Genomic DNA, 15,411 nt, shown 5'->3' with positions numbered 1-15,411 from the left:
TCAGCTCCGCTCGGGGTCCCGCAGTCCGACGAGCACGAAGTCGATGCCGCCGGAGGCGGCTCCGGGGGAGGAGTACAGCCCGGTGACGTTCTCCCCGGGCACGTTGACGATGGCCTCGACGACCAGCGGCACGATCGGCGCCAACTCCAGGATCTCCTCGTCCAGCTGGCCCCACTCCTCGTTCGCCGCCTCCAGGTCCGTCATCGCCCGGATCTCGTCGATCCTGGCGTTGATGCCCTCGTCGTCGATCTGCGCGAGGTTCGTGTTGCCCTGTTCGGTGATGACGCGGCCGTCGAAGAGCGGCGGCAGGAAGGTGCTGGCCGACGACGCCCAGTCCGGGCACCAGCCGGTGATCGCGGCGTCGTGCTGGCGCGCGGGCTTGCCGATCGTCTCGTAGTACGTGGAGACGTCGATGACGTTCAGCTCGACGTCCACCCCGATCCGGCCGAGCGCCTGCTGGACGGCCTCCGCCTGCGCCTGCATCCTCGGCTGCGCCCGGATGTCCAGGGTCATGTCGAAGCCCTCGGACAGTCCGGCCTCGTCGAGCAGCGCCTGGGCGGCCTGGACGTCGCCCCGGTGTCCCTCGCTCGGGTAGACGTCGAAGTCGCGGTGGCCGGAGACGGACGGCGGCAGGATCGTGGTGGCGATGTCGGCGAGCCGGGTGCCGCCGCTCGCGTTCTGCACGGCGGCGCGGTCGACGGCGAGGCTGACGGCCTGGCGGACCCGCACGTCGTCGAAGGGCTCCTTGGTGGTGTTCAGCCCCATGTAGGTGGTGCAGACGTTCGGCAGTTCGATCGTCCGCCCCCGGAACTCCGGGCTCTGCAGGCGCGCCAGCGTCGCGGGCAGGATCGAGGGGCTGGCGGAGATGGCGTTGACGTCCGAGCCCTGCCCGGCGAGCATCCGCTCGTCGATGGTGGCCGGATCCAGACCGATGACGAACTCCCAGGCGTCCGGGTACGCCGCGCGCACGTCGTCCGTCTCGGGGTCCCACTCCTCGTTGCGGACCAGCTTGATGGAGCTGCCGGGCTGGTAGGACTCCAGCCGGTAGGGGCCCGATGCGATGATGTCGTTGATGAACTCGTCGCCGGCGCCGGTGCCTTCGGGGAAGGGCACGAAGGTGTTCTGGGCGACGACCGACCCGAACTCGGGGAACGGCTCCTTGAGGTGGAAGACGATGGTCCGGTCGTCGGGCGTCTCGATGGTGTCCAGCGGCCCCGACCGGTAGGGGCCCTCGTAGTCCTCGGGCGCGTCGATGACCTGGCGGGCGTAGGGCGACCCGATGCCCAGCTCCGGGTCCCAGGCCCGGGAGACCCCGAACTTGACGTCCGCCGAGGTGATCGGCGTCCCGTCCTCGAAGCGGACGCCCTCCTTGAGGGTGAACGTCCAGCTCAACCCGTCCGCTGACGGGGTGCCGAGATCGGTCGCCAGATCGGGCACGACCTCGGACGGGTTCTCCGAGTTCCCGGGGGCCGGGGTGGTCAGCGTCCGGTAGACGAGCCGGTAGAAGTTGTTGACGCCGCCGTCGAAGCCGCGCACCGGGTCGAGATAGGAGAAGTCGGCGTTCTGCAACACGGTGACGGTGCCGCCGCGCGCCGGCGTGTCGGTGAAGTCCAACGCGCCGCCGCTCGACGCGCCACCACCGCCGCCGCACGCGCTCAGCGCGAGGATCGCGGACGCTGCCGCCACCGCGGCCCTGGTCAGGACAGGAACTCTCATCGGACTCCTCCGGTCGTGTCCGGGCGATCGGGACGGTGGTCCGTCCGTCACCACCTCCGCAGCGGCGACCGCGGGGCTCCGACCTGCCGCCGCAGGCGGGCCGCGCAGCGAGCCAACCAGCCGTGAAGGGGGCGGGAGCGGGTCATCACGGCCACTCGGGAGAATGTGGCAGGTGACATTGCACTGTCACACCATATGGACGAGATGACGTCCTGGGAAGATTCGTGTAACGCCGACTTGGGATCGCCCGGCCCCCAACGGCGCTGAGCCGCGGCGGGGATCGAACCCTCAGGCGGCGCGACGCGTTCGGTGGGGGACCGCCGTCCGCGCGATGAACGACCGCGTGACCACCGCGGCCCGTGTCCCGCGGCCGAGGCAACGAGGCGCGCTCCGTCGGTTTCCGGCCCCTTTGCAGCGCGGGGCCTTGACGGTGTCGGCCGCCGACGGCACTGTGCGGTTGCGGCCTGAGAGCGCTCTCAGTCTGTCGCTCGGGAGGATGTCATTCGTTCGCGCAACGGAGAGAAGGTTGTCATGCACCTGATCAGATTGAGATCCTGGATGACCGTTCCCACGACCGCGCTGGCCGCGCTGGCCGCCGTGGTGACCCTCACCCTCCCCACGGCCGGGGCGCAGGAACGGGCCGTGGCGGCCGGTGCGGAGGCCGCGGCGGCGGCCGAGATCTGGCGCGAGGACTTCAACGGCGCGGCGGGATCCCTGCCGTCCGGCTCGAACTGGATCATCGACACCGGCACCAGCTACCCCGGCGGGCCCGCCAACTGGGGCACCGGCGAGGTGCAGACGTACACGAACAGCACGAACAACCTGAAGCTCGACGGCAACGGCCATCTGGCGATCACCGCGCTCCGCGACGGCTCCGGCGGCTGGACCTCGGGCCGGATCGAGACCCAGCGCACCGACTTCGCCGCCCCCGAGGGCGGGGTGATGCGCATCGAGGCCGGAATCCAGCTGCCCAACGTCTCCGGCGACGCGGCCCTCGGCTACTGGCCGGCGTTCTGGACCCTGGGGGCCCAGTACCGCGGCAACTACTGGAACTGGCCGGGGATCGGCGAGTTCGACATCATGGAGAACGTCAACGGCGTCGGCCAGACCTGGGGCGTGCTGCACTGCGGCGTCAACCCCGGCGGCCCGTGCAACGAGACCAACGGCATCGGCGCCTCGCTGCCGTGCTCGAACTGCGGCACCGCGTACCACCAGTACGCGATCGAGTTGGACCGCACCGGCGCCACGGAGTACCTCCGCTGGTACCGCGACGGCCAGCAGTTCCACACCGTCAGCTCGGCGCAGGTCGGGGAGCAGACCTGGGCCGACGCGACCAACCACGGGCACTTCATCCTGCTGAACCTGGCGATGGGTGGAGCGTTCCCGAACGGCGTCGCCGGCTTCGGCACCCCCACCGGCGCCACCGCGTCGGGCGGGACGCTGCTGGTCGACTACGTGTCCGTCTCCGTCCGGTAGCCACCACCGCGTCACCTGGCCGGCCCGCCCTTCCCTCCGGCGGGCCGGCCAGGCTGTTCCCGGCGGCGGCCCGCCGCAGGAACGGCCCTGGGAAACCGGCGTCAGAGCCATTGACTTAACCGGTTTAGATCCCGATGCTGATCCGTGCATGTCAATGGCGCGCTGGCGAGGAGTGATGCTCGTGAAGCCAGACGACGAAGACTGACACCACGCCACCCGGCGGACGAACGCGAGCCGTGGTCGGGCGGCGGATCGGCGCCCGGCGGCGGACGGGCCGGTTTCTCGGGACCCTTCGCGGCGCCCTTTCCGGCGAACCCGTCTCGCCTCGTCCCCGGCCCGATCAGCGACACCTGTTCCGTCACCGCGACGACTTTTCTCCGCCACCTTTTCAGATGGCCCGCGGGACGCCTCTCGTATTTCCGCGCGCGGGTGCGTGTCGGCGCTGTTCCGTAGCGGCGTGCGGCGCGTGTCGCCGGCTGCCTGACCGCCGAAGAAGAGCTGTTCAGCCACCGTATCGTCGCGATCAGGGCGGCGGCTTCGGCGCGCCGGAAAACCGTGAACAACAGACAGGAACAAGACCGGTGAACGGTATTGACTTAATCGGTTAAGCTCCGAATGCTTCATGCCGGAAGCGAGGGCGGGTTCACCCTCGCGAGAGCCGCTCGATCATTTTCTTAGGAGAACCATGAGAATGAGATCAGAAAAGGCGCTCATCCGGGCAGTGGCCCTGGGCGCGGTCGCGGCGCTGGGCGTCGTGCTGTCCGTCTTCGGCATGGCGCAGACCGCCCAGGCCGCCACCGGCATACACGTCAGCAACGGTCGCGTTCTGGAGGGCAACGGCAGCGACTTCGTGCTGCGCGGTATCAACCACGCGCACACCTGGTACCCGAACGAGACGGGGTCGCTCGCCGACATCAAGGCCACGGGCGCCAACACGGTGCGCGTCGTGCTCAGCAGCGGCGACCGCTGGACCAGGAACGAGGCCTCGGACGTCGCCAACGTCATCAGCCAGTGCAAGGCCAACCGCCTGATCTGCGTGCTGGAGGTCCACGACACCACCGGCTACGGCGAGGACGGGGCCGCCGTCTCGCTCGACCGGGCCGTGAACTACTGGACCGGCATCAAGAGCGTCCTGGACGGCCAGGAGAACTACGTCGTCATCAACATCGGCAACGAGCCCTACGGCAACAACAACTACGGCGAGTGGACCTCCGCGACCCAGAACGCCATCGGCCGGATGCGGAGCGCCGGCTTCGACCACGCCCTGATGGTCGACGCCCCCAACTGGGGCCAGGACTGGACGGGCACCATGCGCGCCAACGCCTCGTCGGTGTTCAACTCCGACCCCGACCGGAACACGATCTTCTCCATCCACATGTACGGGGTCTACGACACCTCCGCCGAGGTCCAGAGCTACCTCAACTCCTTCGTCAGCGCCGGACTGCCCATCGTCGTGGGCGAGTTCGGCAACAACCACAGCGACGGCAATCCCGACGAGGACGCCATCATGGCCACCGCCCAGTCGCTCCGCGTCGGCTACATCGGCTGGTCCTGGAGCGGCAACGGCGGCGGCGTCGAGTACCTGGACATCGTCAACGGCTTCGACCCCAACTCCCTGACCAGCTGGGGCCAGCGCCTCATCAACGGCAGCAACGGCATCGCCGCCACCTCCAGGCAGGCCACCATCTACGGCTCCGGCGGGGACGGCGGCACCGCCCCGAACGGCTACCCGTACTGCCGGCAGGGCAGCGCGACGGACCCGGACGGTGACGGGTGGGGCTGGGAGAACAGCCAGTCCTGCGTCGTCCCGGGCGGCCCCGCCGACTGACCCGCCGACCGGCCAGGCCCTGTCCGTTCCCCGCCACCCGGTCGGGGAGCGGACGGGGTGGGGCGGCCGCGGCGGATCAGGAGATCGCGGCCGTCCACCGCTCCGCGGCCCAGTCGTACCCGTACTGCGGGAGCCCTTCGACGCCGCTGGTGCGGAACGGGCTGCCGTGGTCGTCGATGCGCACCGAGCCCGAACGCCCCTGGCTCGACCACTCCAGCTCCAGGTACCACCTGCAGTCGCAGTCCACGGTGCGGGCGTCGACCAGCAGGACCTCGGGATCGTCGGCGGAGACGCGGTAGGGAAAGGTCACGGCGGGGATCTCCGTGCCCGTGTCGTTGCCCGCGACCGACCGGGCCACCGGACGCGCCGCGTCGAGATCCACGTCGAAGAACCGCGGGGTCAGGGCACCGCCGCAGCCGTCGTTCATCCGGAGCACGTTGCCCCGCGCAGGGGCGGCGCGTTCCACCACACGCACGTGCAGCGCCTGGAGCACCACGGCCGTCGAGCTGCGGCCCTGCAGCGTGATCTCCACCAGGGTGCCCTCCCCGTGCACCGCGTCGACCGACTCGGCCCAGGCCCTGGCGTCCTGTTCGGTGGGCGGCGGGGGGACCTCGTCCACCGGGCCGTCGACCAGGTACCGGTGATCGCAGCCGGCCTGCCAGGCGTGCGAGTCCGTCGTCCAGGTCAGCGGCGCCTCGGCCGCGCGCGGTTCGGCCGGTTCGGCCGACTCGGGGGAGTCGTTCGGCAGCAGCAGCCCGGCCAACGCCACCACGACGAGGGCGAGGGCGCCCGCCACCACCAGGACGGTCCGCCGGCGGCGCGCCGGCCGCGGCGGAACGGCGGGCGCCGGTGAGCCGCTCGCGGGCCGCGCGCGCTCCCGCTCCTCGCGGTCCATGCCCCCGGACGCGGGCCGTTCGGACTCGTCGGACTCGTCGGATTCCTCGGGCTCCTCGGGCTCCGCCGCGCCTCGGCCCGCGCGCTCCCGATCCCCACGGGCCTCCAGGGCGCCGACCCACAGCCGGTGCAGCTCCATCCGCTCCTCCGGCGTCGCCCCGCACAACCGGGCGAGCCGCTCCAGCAGCGCGAAGTCCGTCGGGACCGCCTCGCCCGAGCAGTAGCGGTGCAGGGTCGAGGCGCCGACGTTCAGCCGCCGGGCCAACGCCCCGTAGCTGCGCCCGCTGCGCTCCTTGAGACCCCGCACGCACGCGGCGAAGTCCTCGACGACCTCCGCGCCGCCCCCCGGCTTCCCCATGCCCCGCCCCGTCCACCTGATCCGCTCCGCGTACCGGGCCGCAACTCTGCCACACACTCCCGAGCCGCGTTCCACCCCCTGCGGAAACCGCACGTCACGGGGGGTGGAACCGTTCCACCGTCCCGGATGCGGCCGACAGGCTTGCCGGGCCGCCCGGCGTGGCTGCACGCTCCTGACACCGGATCCGGCCACCGCACCACCGACCACACCGATCTCGAGGGGGACCACGCATGACCATCCACACCCGCCGCTTCGGCCGCCGCACGGCCGCATCCCTGGGCGGACTCGCCGTGACCGTCGTCGCCGCGTCCACCGGCCTGACGGGCATGGCCTCCGCCGCCGCGGCGCCCGGCTTCCTCGCGGCGAAGCACCTGCCGCCGCACCCCTCCTCGTCGTGGACCGCCGACCGGGTGACCGCCGGCCTCCCCGACCCGGTGCCCTTCTGCTTCGACGGGGAGCTGCCGGACGGAGACTCCACCTGGTACCGGGAGTTCAGGACCGACCTGGACACCAACGCGGTGCAGACCACCGTGGTGACCCCGAGCGCCGCCGCGGCGCGGGCCCTGGCGGCGGAGCTGAACGAGGCGATGACGCGGTGCGCCGCGGAGGTCGAGCAGAACCCGGAACTCACCGCCGACTGGAAGGACTACGGCAGCCTGGACGTGGAGGAGGGCGCGGACGTCTACGGGGTGCACGTCGCCAGTGACTGGGGGGCCGCCGACATCCACCTGTTCTCCGTGGGCCGGGACGGCAACACCGTCACGGTGGTGCGCTGGGGACAGCTTGGCGACTTCGGCGACGCGCCCGTCGCGGCGTTCAAGAAGACCACGACCATCGCCGTGAACCGCCTGTACTGAACCGCCGGTACTGAACCGCCGGTACTGAACCGCCGGTACGGAGCCGCCGGTACGGAGCCGCCGGTACGGAGCCGTACCGACCCGTACCGACCTGACCGAGCGGCGCGGCGCGGTTCGCGGGGGCCGACCAACGCGCCCGCGCCCGGGGGACGCACGCCGGCCGGCGGAGGGAGGCTCACCCTCCGCCGGCCGGCGGTGTGCGACGCGTCAGGCGGTGCCGCCGCCGAAGACGGTGGCCTCCTTGGCGGTCTCGGCGATGCCGTCGGGGCCGTTGATGGCCCGCTCGCCCCAGTCGCTGATCTGGGCGGGGTCGAAGTTGAGCACCATGTCGAGGATCGGGTCGGTGTTACCGCTCCAGGACCAGGCCAGGTAGCCGAGCCCGAGCTCCTCGGCGGTGGCCATGATGGTGTCCTCGTCCGGGTCGCCCCACTGGTCGCCCGGCGCCCCGAACTCGCCGATGGTGAGGGGCAGCCCGGCGTTGACGAAGGCGTTCAGGTAGTCCGTGATCTCGGCGGCGGTGTCGTAGACCGAGTACATGTGGATGTCGAACAGCAGGTTGCCGGTGGGGTCGGCGTCGTAGACGGTCTGGGCGTTGGCGCGCATGACGCCCTCCCAGTCCTGGCCCCAGTTCGGCGCGTCGACCATCAGGGTGTGCTCGAACCCGGCGTCGCGCAGCTTCTGCACGGAGGCGATCGTCGGCTCGGTCCAGCCCGCGGCGTTGGTGTTGCCCCAGGGCTCGTTGCCGATGTTGATGATGACGTAGTCCTCCTGGCCGACCAGCACGTCCTTCAGGCCGATCCAGTAGTCGGCCGCCTGGTCGAGCGTGGCCGCCGCGGCGTCCTCGCCGTAGCCGGTGGTGTCGTGCACCTCCAGCACGCAGATCAGCCGGTTCTCCTTGCACAGGTCGACGACGTTCGCCACGTCCTCGGGGCTGTTGGGGCCCCAGCGCTGGCCGCTGCCCAGCACGACGCGAACGGTGTTGGCGCCCGTGGCCTTGATGTCGGCGAACGACTGGGTCTGGTTCGCGTACCAGGCGTGGGGGTGGTTGATGCCGCGCATGACGAAGTCGTTGCCGTTGCCCTCGACCAGCCGGCCGTCGCTGATGTGCAGGCCGGTGGCCGCGGTCGGCTCCGCCTGCGCGATCCCGGCGACATGGCCGAGGCCGAGCACGGACGCCAACGCGGCCAGCAGGACGACGAGGGAACGCGCGCGCGTCCGCGGGGTACTCGTTTCGTTTCTCGAGGTCACCACGACTCCATAAGTGGGGTGGTAGTCGGGCACGAGAGGCGAGGGTGCTCGTGGGAGCGCTCCCAGCGCTCCACGAAGCACCATAGCCGAGCGGTTCCAGATCTGACCCCGGGTCGGCGGCGCCGAGCGGGAGCCGACCGCCGAGCGGGCCGGGCCGTACGCCAGAACCTTTGACAAGAAGATTTGTCAAAGGCAGGGTGGAGGAGTGGACCCAGCACTCGTTGATGTCATCCGCGCCCCGGAAGCCGCGATGGCCGCGCTCGATCCGGTGCGCTCCCAGCTCCTCGCCCAGCTGCGCGAACCGAGCTCCGCGAGCGGTGTGGCCCGCGCGCTCGGACTGTCTCGGCAGCGCGTCAACTACCACCTGCGTCAGCTGGAGGACCAAGGGCTCGTCGTCAGCGCCGGAGAACGGCAGTGGGGCGGGATCACGGAGCGTCTCGTCGTGGCGACGGCCCGGGCGTACGTCATCTCCCCCGAGGCCCTGGGGCCGTCGGCGCCACCGGATCCCGACGAACGGCCCGATCGCCTGTCGGCCTCGTTCCTCCTGGCGCTCGCGGCCCAGACCGTCCGCCATATCGGCGCGTTGCTCTCCCGTTCACGGCGCACCGGCACGCCGGCCGAGACGTTCGCGATCCAGACGGACGTGATCCTGGCGTCGCCCACCGCGCGGGTGGCCTTCGCGCGCGACCTCGCCGCGGCTGTGACCGACATCGTCGCCCGCTATCACGACGAACAGGCGCCGGGCGGCCGAGCTCACCGCCTCGTCGTCGGCGCCTACCCCCTTCCGCCCGCAGAGGAGAAACACGATGACTGACGTACGGCTTCACGTCGACGACGAGGACGGCCGCTACCGAGCCGTGGCCGAAGTCGAAGTGCCCGGCACGCCGGACGAGGTCTGGCAGGCCATCGCCACCGGCCCCGGTATCGAAGCCTGGTTCGTACCCGCCGAGGTGGAGCCACGGGAAGGCGGGCGGTTCGTCACCGATCACGGTGTGTTCGGCAACTCCGAAGGCGTCGTCACGGCCTGGGAACCTCCGCACCGGCTCGCCTACGACGAACCGGACTGGCAGGGCCCGGACACCCCCGTCCCGCCCTGGAACACGGAGATCCTGGTCGAGGCCGTCACGGGTGACACCTGCGTCGTCCGCCTCTCCTCGGGATTCCTCGCGGGCGGCGACGACTGGCACGAGGCCATCCAGGGAACCTTCGAGGGCTGGAAAGGGGCACTGCGCAACCTCCGGACCTACCTCACCCACTTCGCGGGCCAGCCGATCACGACCCTCCTCGTCATGCACGAACTCCCGCAGGGCACGCCGGCCCCCGACGTACTCGCGGCCGCGGGACTCGCGGACGCCCGGCCCGGCCAGGACGTCGAAACCGTCTCGTCGGCACCTCGTCTCCGTGGCACCGTCGAGGCCAGGGCCGGCAGGTCCGTCACCATCCGCGCGACGGAGCCCACCACCGGAATCATCGAGGTGGGCAGCATCGAATGGAACGGGACCGGGGTCATCATGGCCCGCGGCCCCCTCTACGGACCGCACGGCCCGGCCGTCCGCGAGCAGGAGCAGCCCGCCTGGGAGTCCTGGGCGGCGAAGCTCGCCGCGGAGTGACAGCCGCCGCGAGGCCGCCCGCCCGCCGTCGAACGATCGGTGGACCACAGGCGGGCGGCGTGTCCGAACCCCGGCCTGACCGAGATCAGCGGCTCGGCGTTCACCCGGACCGGCGATCCCCGAGAGGGCCGGACTACGGTGGTCCCATGCGCATCGTGGTGATCGGCGGGACGGGACACATCGGCACCTTCCTCGTACCGAGGCTGGTCGCGCTGGGCCACGAGGTGATCGTGCTCAGTCGCGGTCGGAGTCGGCCGTACCAGTTCGCGGGCGGCTGGTCCCGGGTCCGGACGGTCCAGGTCGACCGGGAGGCGGAGGACGCGGCCGGCGACTTCGGCGAGCGCGTCGCGCGCCTCGACGCCGACGCGGTGGTGGACCTGATCTGCTTCACCGAGGACAGCTCCCGGCAGCTGGCGGAGGCGCTGGAGGGACGCGTGCGGCACCTGCTGCACTGCGGCACGATCTGGGCCCACGGCCCGAGCGGCGCCGTGCCGACCACCGAGGACGCGCCGCGTCGCCCGCTGAACAGCTACGGGATCCAGAAGGCCGCCATCGAACGCGACCTGCTCGGGCGGGCGCACGACGGCCGGCTGCCGGCGACCGTCATCCACCCCGGGCACATCAGCGGGCCCGGCTGGGTGCCGATCAACCCTGCGGGCAACGTCGACCTCTCGGTGTTCCAACGGCTCGCCGACGGCGAACGGGTGGCCCTGCCGCACCTCGGCCTGGAGACCCTGCACCATGTGCACGCCGCCGACGTCGCCGGGGTCTTCCTGGCCGCGCTGGCCCATCACTCGGTGTCGGTCGGCGAGAGTTTCCACGCGGTCGGCTCGCAAGCCGCCACCCTGCGCGGGTACGCGGAGGCCGCCGCCGGCTGGTTCGGCCGCGAGGCGGACCTGGCGTTCCTGCCCTGGGAGGAGTGGCGGCGCGACGTGCCCGCGGACCAGGCCGCGATCACCTGGGACCACCTGAGTAACAGCCAGCACTGCTCGATGGCGAAGGCCGAGCGGCTGCTCGGGTTCCGCCCCAGGTACTCGGGCCTGGAGGCGGCGGCCGACGCGGTGCGCGCGCTGGTCGACGCCGGACGCGTCGTGGTCGCCGGCGCGGAGACCACGCCGACGGAGTGACGGGGGCCGGGCGCTGACCCCGGCGCGGAGCGGTTCGGCGACGGGCCGCGCGGGCCCGTCCGCCGCGCCCGGCCGGAAACCCCTTTGCCCGGTCGTGCCGCGGAGGACGAGAATGCCCGCTCATGGGACACCTTGAGGCCGCCCACCTGGAGTACTACCTCCCCGACGGGCGGGCGCTGCTCGCCGACGTGTCGTTCCGGGTGGCGGAGGGTGCCGCGGTCGCCCTGGTCGGACCGAACGGCGCGGGGAAGACCACCCTGCTGAGGCTGCTCTCCGGCGAGCTCCGGCCGCACGGCGGCACGGTCACGGTCAGCGGCGGCCTCGGCGTCATGCCCCAGTTCGTCGGCAGCGTCCGCGACGACAGCACCGTCCGCGACCTGCTCCTCTCCGCCGCGGCGCCACGGATCAGGGAGGCCGCGAGGGCGGTCGACGAGGCCGAGCACGCGATCATGACGGAGGACGACGAGGCCGCGCAGCTGGGGTACGCGCAGGCGCTCGCCGACTGGGCCGAGGTGCGGGGCTACGAGGCCGAGACGGTGTGGGACATGTGCACCACCGAGGCGCTCGGCGTTCCCTACGAGAAGGCGCAGTGGCGGCAGGTCAGCACCCTCTCGGGCGGGGAGCAGAAGCGGCTCGTGCTGGAGTCGCTGTTCCGCGGCACGGACGAGGTGCTGCTGCTCGACGAGCCCGACAACTACCTCGACGTCCCCGGCAAGCGCTGGCTCGAGGAGCGGATCGAGCGAACCCGGAAGACGATCCTGTTCATCTCCCACGACCGGGAGCTGCTGGCTCGTTCCGCCGAGAAGATCGTCAGCGTGGAGCCGGGACCGGGCGGAGCCGACGTGTGGGTGCACGGCGGCGGGTTCGGCACGTTCCGGGAGGCCCGCAGGGAGCGGTTCGCGCGGTTCGAGGAGCTGCGCCGGCGCTGGGACGAGAAGCACGCCCAGCTGAAGAAGCTGGTGGTCACGCTCCAGCAGGCGGCCTCGGTCAGCCCGGACATGGCCTCGCGCTACGCCGCGGCGCAGACCCGGCTGCGGAAGTTCGAGGAGGCGGGACCGCCGCCGCAGCCGCCGAAGGAGCAGGACATCCGCATGCGGTTGCGCGGTGGGCGCACCGGCGTCCGCGCGGTGACCTGCCAGGGCCTGGAGCTCAGCGGCCTGATGCGGCCGTTCGACCTGGAGGTGTTCTACGGGGAGCGGGTCGCGGTGCTCGGCTCCAACGGCTCGGGCAAGTCGCACTTCCTGCGGCTGCTCGCCGGGGAGAGCGTCGCGCACGCCGGGGCGTGGAAGCTCGGCGCGCGGGTGGTCCCCGGTCACTTCGCGCAGACCCACGCCCGTCCCGAGCTGGAGCGGCGGACCCTGCTCGACATCCTGTGGCGGGACCACGCCCGGGACCGCGGCGCCGCGATGTCGGTGCTCCGCCGGTACGGGCTGACCCACCAGGCCGAGCTGACCTTCGAACGCCTGTCGGGCGGGCAGCAGGCACGGTTCCAGATCCTGCTGCTGGAGCTCGCGGGCACCACCGCGCTGCTCCTGGACGAGCCCACCGACAACCTCGACCTGGAGAGCGCGGAGGCGTTGCAGGAGGCGCTGGAGTCCTACGAGGGCACGGTGCTGTGCGTCACGCACGACCGCTGGTTCGCCCGGAGCTTCGACCGCTTCCTCGTCTTCGGCTGCGACGGCCGGGTGCGCGAGACCGCGGAACCGGTCTGGGACGAGCGCCGCGTCGACCGGACGCGCTGACGCCCGGCGCCGGGCGTCGTACGCACGCCGGGCGCGGTCACGAAGAAGCCCACCGGATCCCGTTGGGACCCGGTGGGCCGGGGTGCGAGCTGGTCAGCCGTTCATCTCAGCCGTTCATCTCAGCCGGTCGGCTGAGTCGGTCGGCTCAGGTGAAGTTGACGTCGCTGCAGATGAAGTACGTCTGGTCCAGGTGCGAGGCCTGCCAGATTGTGTACACGATGTGATGGCCGCTGCGACCCGGAGCGCTGACGTCGAAGGTGATGTCCTGCGCCGGTGCGTAGCTGCCCGTCTTCTTCACCAGTTCGAGATTGCTCCAGCCCAGTGACTGGGTCTTGGGGTTGAATCCCTGCTTGGTGACGTACACCTCGAAGAAGTCGGCCCCGTGGCTGGCCTGGTCCTTCAGGTGGACGCTGAAGTTGCTGCCGACGTTCGTCGTGGTCCACGCACCCACGTTGTCGAGCGAGCTGGCCAGGCCGCCCTGCGCGTCACCCGCGCTGCACAGGTTGCCGTTGGAGATCCTCGACTGCCAGTTGCCCGCCAGGTTCTCCTGGAAGAGGCTCATCCAGTTCCACATGGTGTTCGGGTTGGCCTGGAAGGCCTGCCAGCACATGGGGTCCTGCTGCTGCATGGCCGGGTTCATGTGGTCGCTGCCCCAGCGCTCCCAGCAGCCGTAGCTGCGGGACGCGGGGTCCACGATCGAGCCGTGGGCGCTGGCAGATTCGTTCCACGGGCTCACGAACAGCGCGAGCAGGCCGACGATGGCGGCCAGCACAGGGGTGATCACCCGAAGCGTCCAACGTCGGGCGGGGGAGAGTGCGTACATGTGTGCGGTCTCCGTCTTCCGGAAGGGAGTGGGGGTTCCGATACGTTCCGGGCTGTGGGAGCGCTCCCAACTTTATGCGGACCTTACCTGACGTCACATCACAGAAACAGACCTTCTACAGCCAGATTCGGGTACGTGTTTGACGAAATCGTGTGCGTTTGATGATCACCGAGCAGGGTCCGATGGGCCGGTCAACCCCGCGCGTCTCGCCCAGCGTTGGGGCGGACCGGCCCCCGTCACGGCAGGCTGGACAGGCTCCCGCAGTTCGAGGCGGCGGGCTCGCCCGCGAGGCGGTCGGTCAGCCAGGACAGGGCCGCGCCCTGGTCGGCGATCAGCGGGGCGACGTGGTTGGTGAGCAGCCGGTCGCCGAGGTTGGGCAGCAGGACGGGCTCGTAGGTGACGGTGGCGCCCAGCGCGCACCAGTCGGCGGCCAGTTGCCGGGTCTGCTGGTGCGGCACGATGTCGTCCCGCACCCCGGTCGCGACGCGCACCGGGACGTCCGGACGGAGCCCGCCGATGTACTGGTCGGCGAGGAAGTCCCGCACCTCGGGTTCGGCCGCGACGATGTCTCCGAGGGACTCGCCGCCGGAGGTCCACGCGGTGGACCGGGAGAACGCGTAGCGCAGCAGCCCGTCCCCGACGCACATGCCGGCGGTGTCGGCCAGCGCGGACCGGCCGGCGTCGTTGAGGTGTCCCGCGATGACCGGCTCCAGGGCCGGTTCGGCCTGCCGGATGCCGTTGACCGACCATCCGAGGGCGGCGGCCAGGGCGCTGCCGTCGATGCCCTCGATGACCTCGGTCAGGTCGGCCGGAGCGGCGCCCGAGTACGCGCCGACCAGCGGGAGTTCGGGCGCGTAGTCGGGGTGCAGTTCGGCGGCGGCCGCGCTGGCGCCGCCGCCCTGGCTGTACCCGTACAGGCCGACGGGGGAGTCGTCGGTCACCGACGCCCCGTCGACCGCGTGGGCCGCGCGGGCGGCGTCCAGCAGCGCGTGGGCCTCGTCGACCCGGTTGACGTAGGTGTGGACCCGGTCGGTGGTCCCGAGGCCGGCGTAGTCGGTGACCACGACCGCGATGCCGCGGGCCAGCAGGCGGTAGACGGCGAGGTTCTCGTAGCCGACGGAGAGCGAGAGCGCGCCGTCGTCCAGGTTCAGGGCGAGCGGGTTCTCCAGGGCCAACGACGCGGCGCACTGGTCGCCCTGGCCCATGGTCCCGGGCGCGACGGCCACCAGCGGGCGCGGCCCGTCGTACGCCCAGTCCGCGGCCGGCTCGATGTACGCGCCGGTCACCGCGACCGGTTCGCCGTTCGAGTCGGTGGACCGGTACATCAGCCGGGTCGCGGTTCCCGGCAACGGCCCGTCCAGTCCCGGCAGTCGCAGCCCGAGGGTCAGCGGTTCGCTGCGCACCAGCGAGCCGTTGGCCGCCGGCAGTTCGGCCGGCGGGTCGTAGAACGCGGGGACGCTCCGCTCGGTGGCGGACGGCGATGCCGCGCCGGACGCGGGCACGGCGGACACGACGGCGGCCAGCGCGGCCGCCAGCACGCCGACCAGCAGCCGCCGCCGCAGGAGGAACGAGGCGAACACGGGGGTGGTCACGGGGCCCTCCTACGCTCGGCTGCGTCGCTGAGTGGGGCTAGTGAAGCACCGGCCTCCGCGCTTGTTAACCCGTCGGTAAGCTACGGACTGGTAACGTCGGGATCGGGCTCGGGCTCGCCGGGGATCCTCAGCGGCGACCG

The 15,411-nt window shown here is 71.6% G+C and carries 10 protein-coding genes and 2 pseudogenes; 7 read left to right on the top strand and 5 right to left on the bottom strand.

Features of this window, described 5'->3' with window-relative positions:
* Nucleotides 1–1,716 carry an ABC transporter substrate-binding protein gene (locus tag ABGB06_RS15185; RefSeq protein ID WP_347589403.1) on the bottom strand — a complete coding sequence of 572 codons (1,716 nt, stop codon included), beginning with the start codon at nucleotides 1,714–1,716 and terminating at the stop codon, nucleotides 1–3.
* Between the two features lie 558 nt (nucleotides 1,717–2,274).
* Between ABGB06_RS15185 and ABGB06_RS15180 the strand changes: the two genes are divergently transcribed.
* Both ABGB06_RS15180 and ABGB06_RS15175 read left to right on the top strand, forming a co-directional pair.
* Nucleotides 2,275–3,192, top strand: a complete 918-nt coding sequence (locus ABGB06_RS15180) for a glycoside hydrolase family 16 protein (protein WP_347589401.1) — start codon at nucleotides 2,275–2,277, stop codon at nucleotides 3,190–3,192.
* Between the two features lie 691 nt (nucleotides 3,193–3,883).
* Nucleotides 3,884–5,017, top strand: a pseudogene (locus tag ABGB06_RS15175) (cellulase family glycosylhydrolase); the annotation flags it as partial.
* A 79-nt stretch (nucleotides 5,018–5,096) separates the two neighbouring features.
* On the opposite strand, the gene ABGB06_RS15170 reads toward ABGB06_RS15175, so the two are convergent.
* Complete coding sequence (locus ABGB06_RS15170; RefSeq protein WP_347589399.1) at nucleotides 5,097–6,272, bottom strand: helix-turn-helix transcriptional regulator; 1,176 nt, start codon at nucleotides 6,270–6,272, stop codon at nucleotides 5,097–5,099.
* Nucleotides 6,273–6,502: 230 nt separating this feature from the next.
* Between ABGB06_RS15170 and ABGB06_RS15165 the strand changes: the two genes are divergently transcribed.
* Nucleotides 6,503–7,129: a hypothetical protein gene (locus ABGB06_RS15165; protein ID WP_347589397.1), complete on the top strand. Its 627-nt coding sequence runs from the start codon at nucleotides 6,503–6,505 to the stop codon at nucleotides 7,127–7,129.
* Between the two features lie 216 nt (nucleotides 7,130–7,345).
* Here the strand turns inward: ABGB06_RS15165 and ABGB06_RS15160 are convergent.
* A pseudogene (locus ABGB06_RS15160) lies at nucleotides 7,346–8,380 on the bottom strand (glycoside hydrolase family 5 protein); the annotation flags it as partial.
* 202 nt (nucleotides 8,381–8,582) lie between these two features.
* Here ABGB06_RS15160 and ABGB06_RS15155 point away from each other — a divergent pair.
* The 4 genes from ABGB06_RS15155 to ABGB06_RS15140 all read left to right on the top strand — a co-directional run bounded on the left by ABGB06_RS15155 (nucleotide 8,583) and on the right by ABGB06_RS15140 (nucleotide 12,856).
* Nucleotides 8,583–9,191 (top strand): winged helix-turn-helix domain-containing protein, encoded by a 609-nt coding sequence (locus ABGB06_RS15155; protein ID WP_347589395.1) that lies wholly within the window; start codon nucleotides 8,583–8,585, stop codon nucleotides 9,189–9,191.
* Nucleotides 9,184–9,987 (top strand): SRPBCC domain-containing protein, encoded by an 804-nt coding sequence (locus ABGB06_RS15150; protein ID WP_347589393.1) that lies wholly within the window; start codon nucleotides 9,184–9,186, stop codon nucleotides 9,985–9,987. Before ABGB06_RS15155 ends, ABGB06_RS15150 begins: the two co-directional genes overlap by 8 nt.
* Before the next feature lie 146 nt (nucleotides 9,988–10,133).
* Nucleotides 10,134–11,114: an NAD-dependent epimerase/dehydratase family protein gene (locus tag ABGB06_RS15145; RefSeq protein ID WP_347589391.1), complete on the top strand. Its 981-nt coding sequence runs from the start codon at nucleotides 10,134–10,136 to the stop codon at nucleotides 11,112–11,114.
* A gap of 122 nt (nucleotides 11,115–11,236) precedes the next feature.
* Nucleotides 11,237–12,856 (top strand): ATP-binding cassette domain-containing protein, encoded by a 1,620-nt coding sequence (locus tag ABGB06_RS15140; protein ID WP_347589389.1) that lies wholly within the window; start codon nucleotides 11,237–11,239, stop codon nucleotides 12,854–12,856.
* Nucleotides 12,857–13,001: 145 nt separating this feature from the next.
* Here the strand turns inward: ABGB06_RS15140 and ABGB06_RS15135 are convergent, their stop codons facing one another.
* Complete coding sequence (locus tag ABGB06_RS15135; protein ID WP_347589387.1) at nucleotides 13,002–13,679, bottom strand: lytic polysaccharide monooxygenase; 678 nt, start codon at nucleotides 13,677–13,679, stop codon at nucleotides 13,002–13,004.
* Nucleotides 13,680–13,915: 236 nt separating this feature from the next.
* Nucleotides 13,916–15,190, bottom strand: coding sequence for a lipase family protein (locus ABGB06_RS15130; protein WP_347589830.1), 1,275 nt, complete (start codon nucleotides 15,188–15,190; stop codon nucleotides 13,916–13,918).
* Nucleotides 15,191–15,411 lie beyond the last annotated feature (221 nt).

This window comes from Streptomyces sp. B6B3 (assembly GCF_039871525.1).
Taxonomy (GTDB): domain Bacteria; phylum Actinomycetota; class Actinomycetes; order Streptomycetales; family Streptomycetaceae; genus Streptomyces.
This window is presented reverse-complemented; position numbering and strand designations above follow the sequence as displayed.

Bases quoted from the DNA above. Each gene is read 5' to 3' on its own strand.
- ABGB06_RS15180 (WP_347589401.1), top strand. From the start codon at position 2,275: ATGACCGTTCCCACGACCGCGCTGGCCGCGCTGGCCGCCGTGGTGACC.
- ABGB06_RS15145 (WP_347589391.1), top strand. From the start codon at position 10,134: ATGCGCATCGTGGTGATCGGCGGGACGGGACACATCGGCACCTTCCTC.
- ABGB06_RS15150 (WP_347589393.1), top strand. From the start codon at position 9,184: ATGACTGACGTACGGCTTCACGTCGACGACGAGGACGGCCGCTACCGA.
- ABGB06_RS15170 (WP_347589399.1), bottom strand. From the start codon at position 6,272: ATGGGGAAGCCGGGGGGCGGCGCGGAGGTCGTCGAGGACTTCGCCGCG.
- ABGB06_RS15135 (WP_347589387.1), bottom strand. From the start codon at position 13,679: ATGTACGCACTCTCCCCCGCCCGACGTTGGACGCTTCGGGTGATCACC.
- ABGB06_RS15165 (WP_347589397.1), top strand. From the start codon at position 6,503: ATGACCATCCACACCCGCCGCTTCGGCCGCCGCACGGCCGCATCCCTG.
- ABGB06_RS15140 (WP_347589389.1), top strand. From the start codon at position 11,237: ATGGGACACCTTGAGGCCGCCCACCTGGAGTACTACCTCCCCGACGGG.
- ABGB06_RS15185 (WP_347589403.1), bottom strand. From the start codon at position 1,716: ATGAGAGTTCCTGTCCTGACCAGGGCCGCGGTGGCGGCAGCGTCCGCG.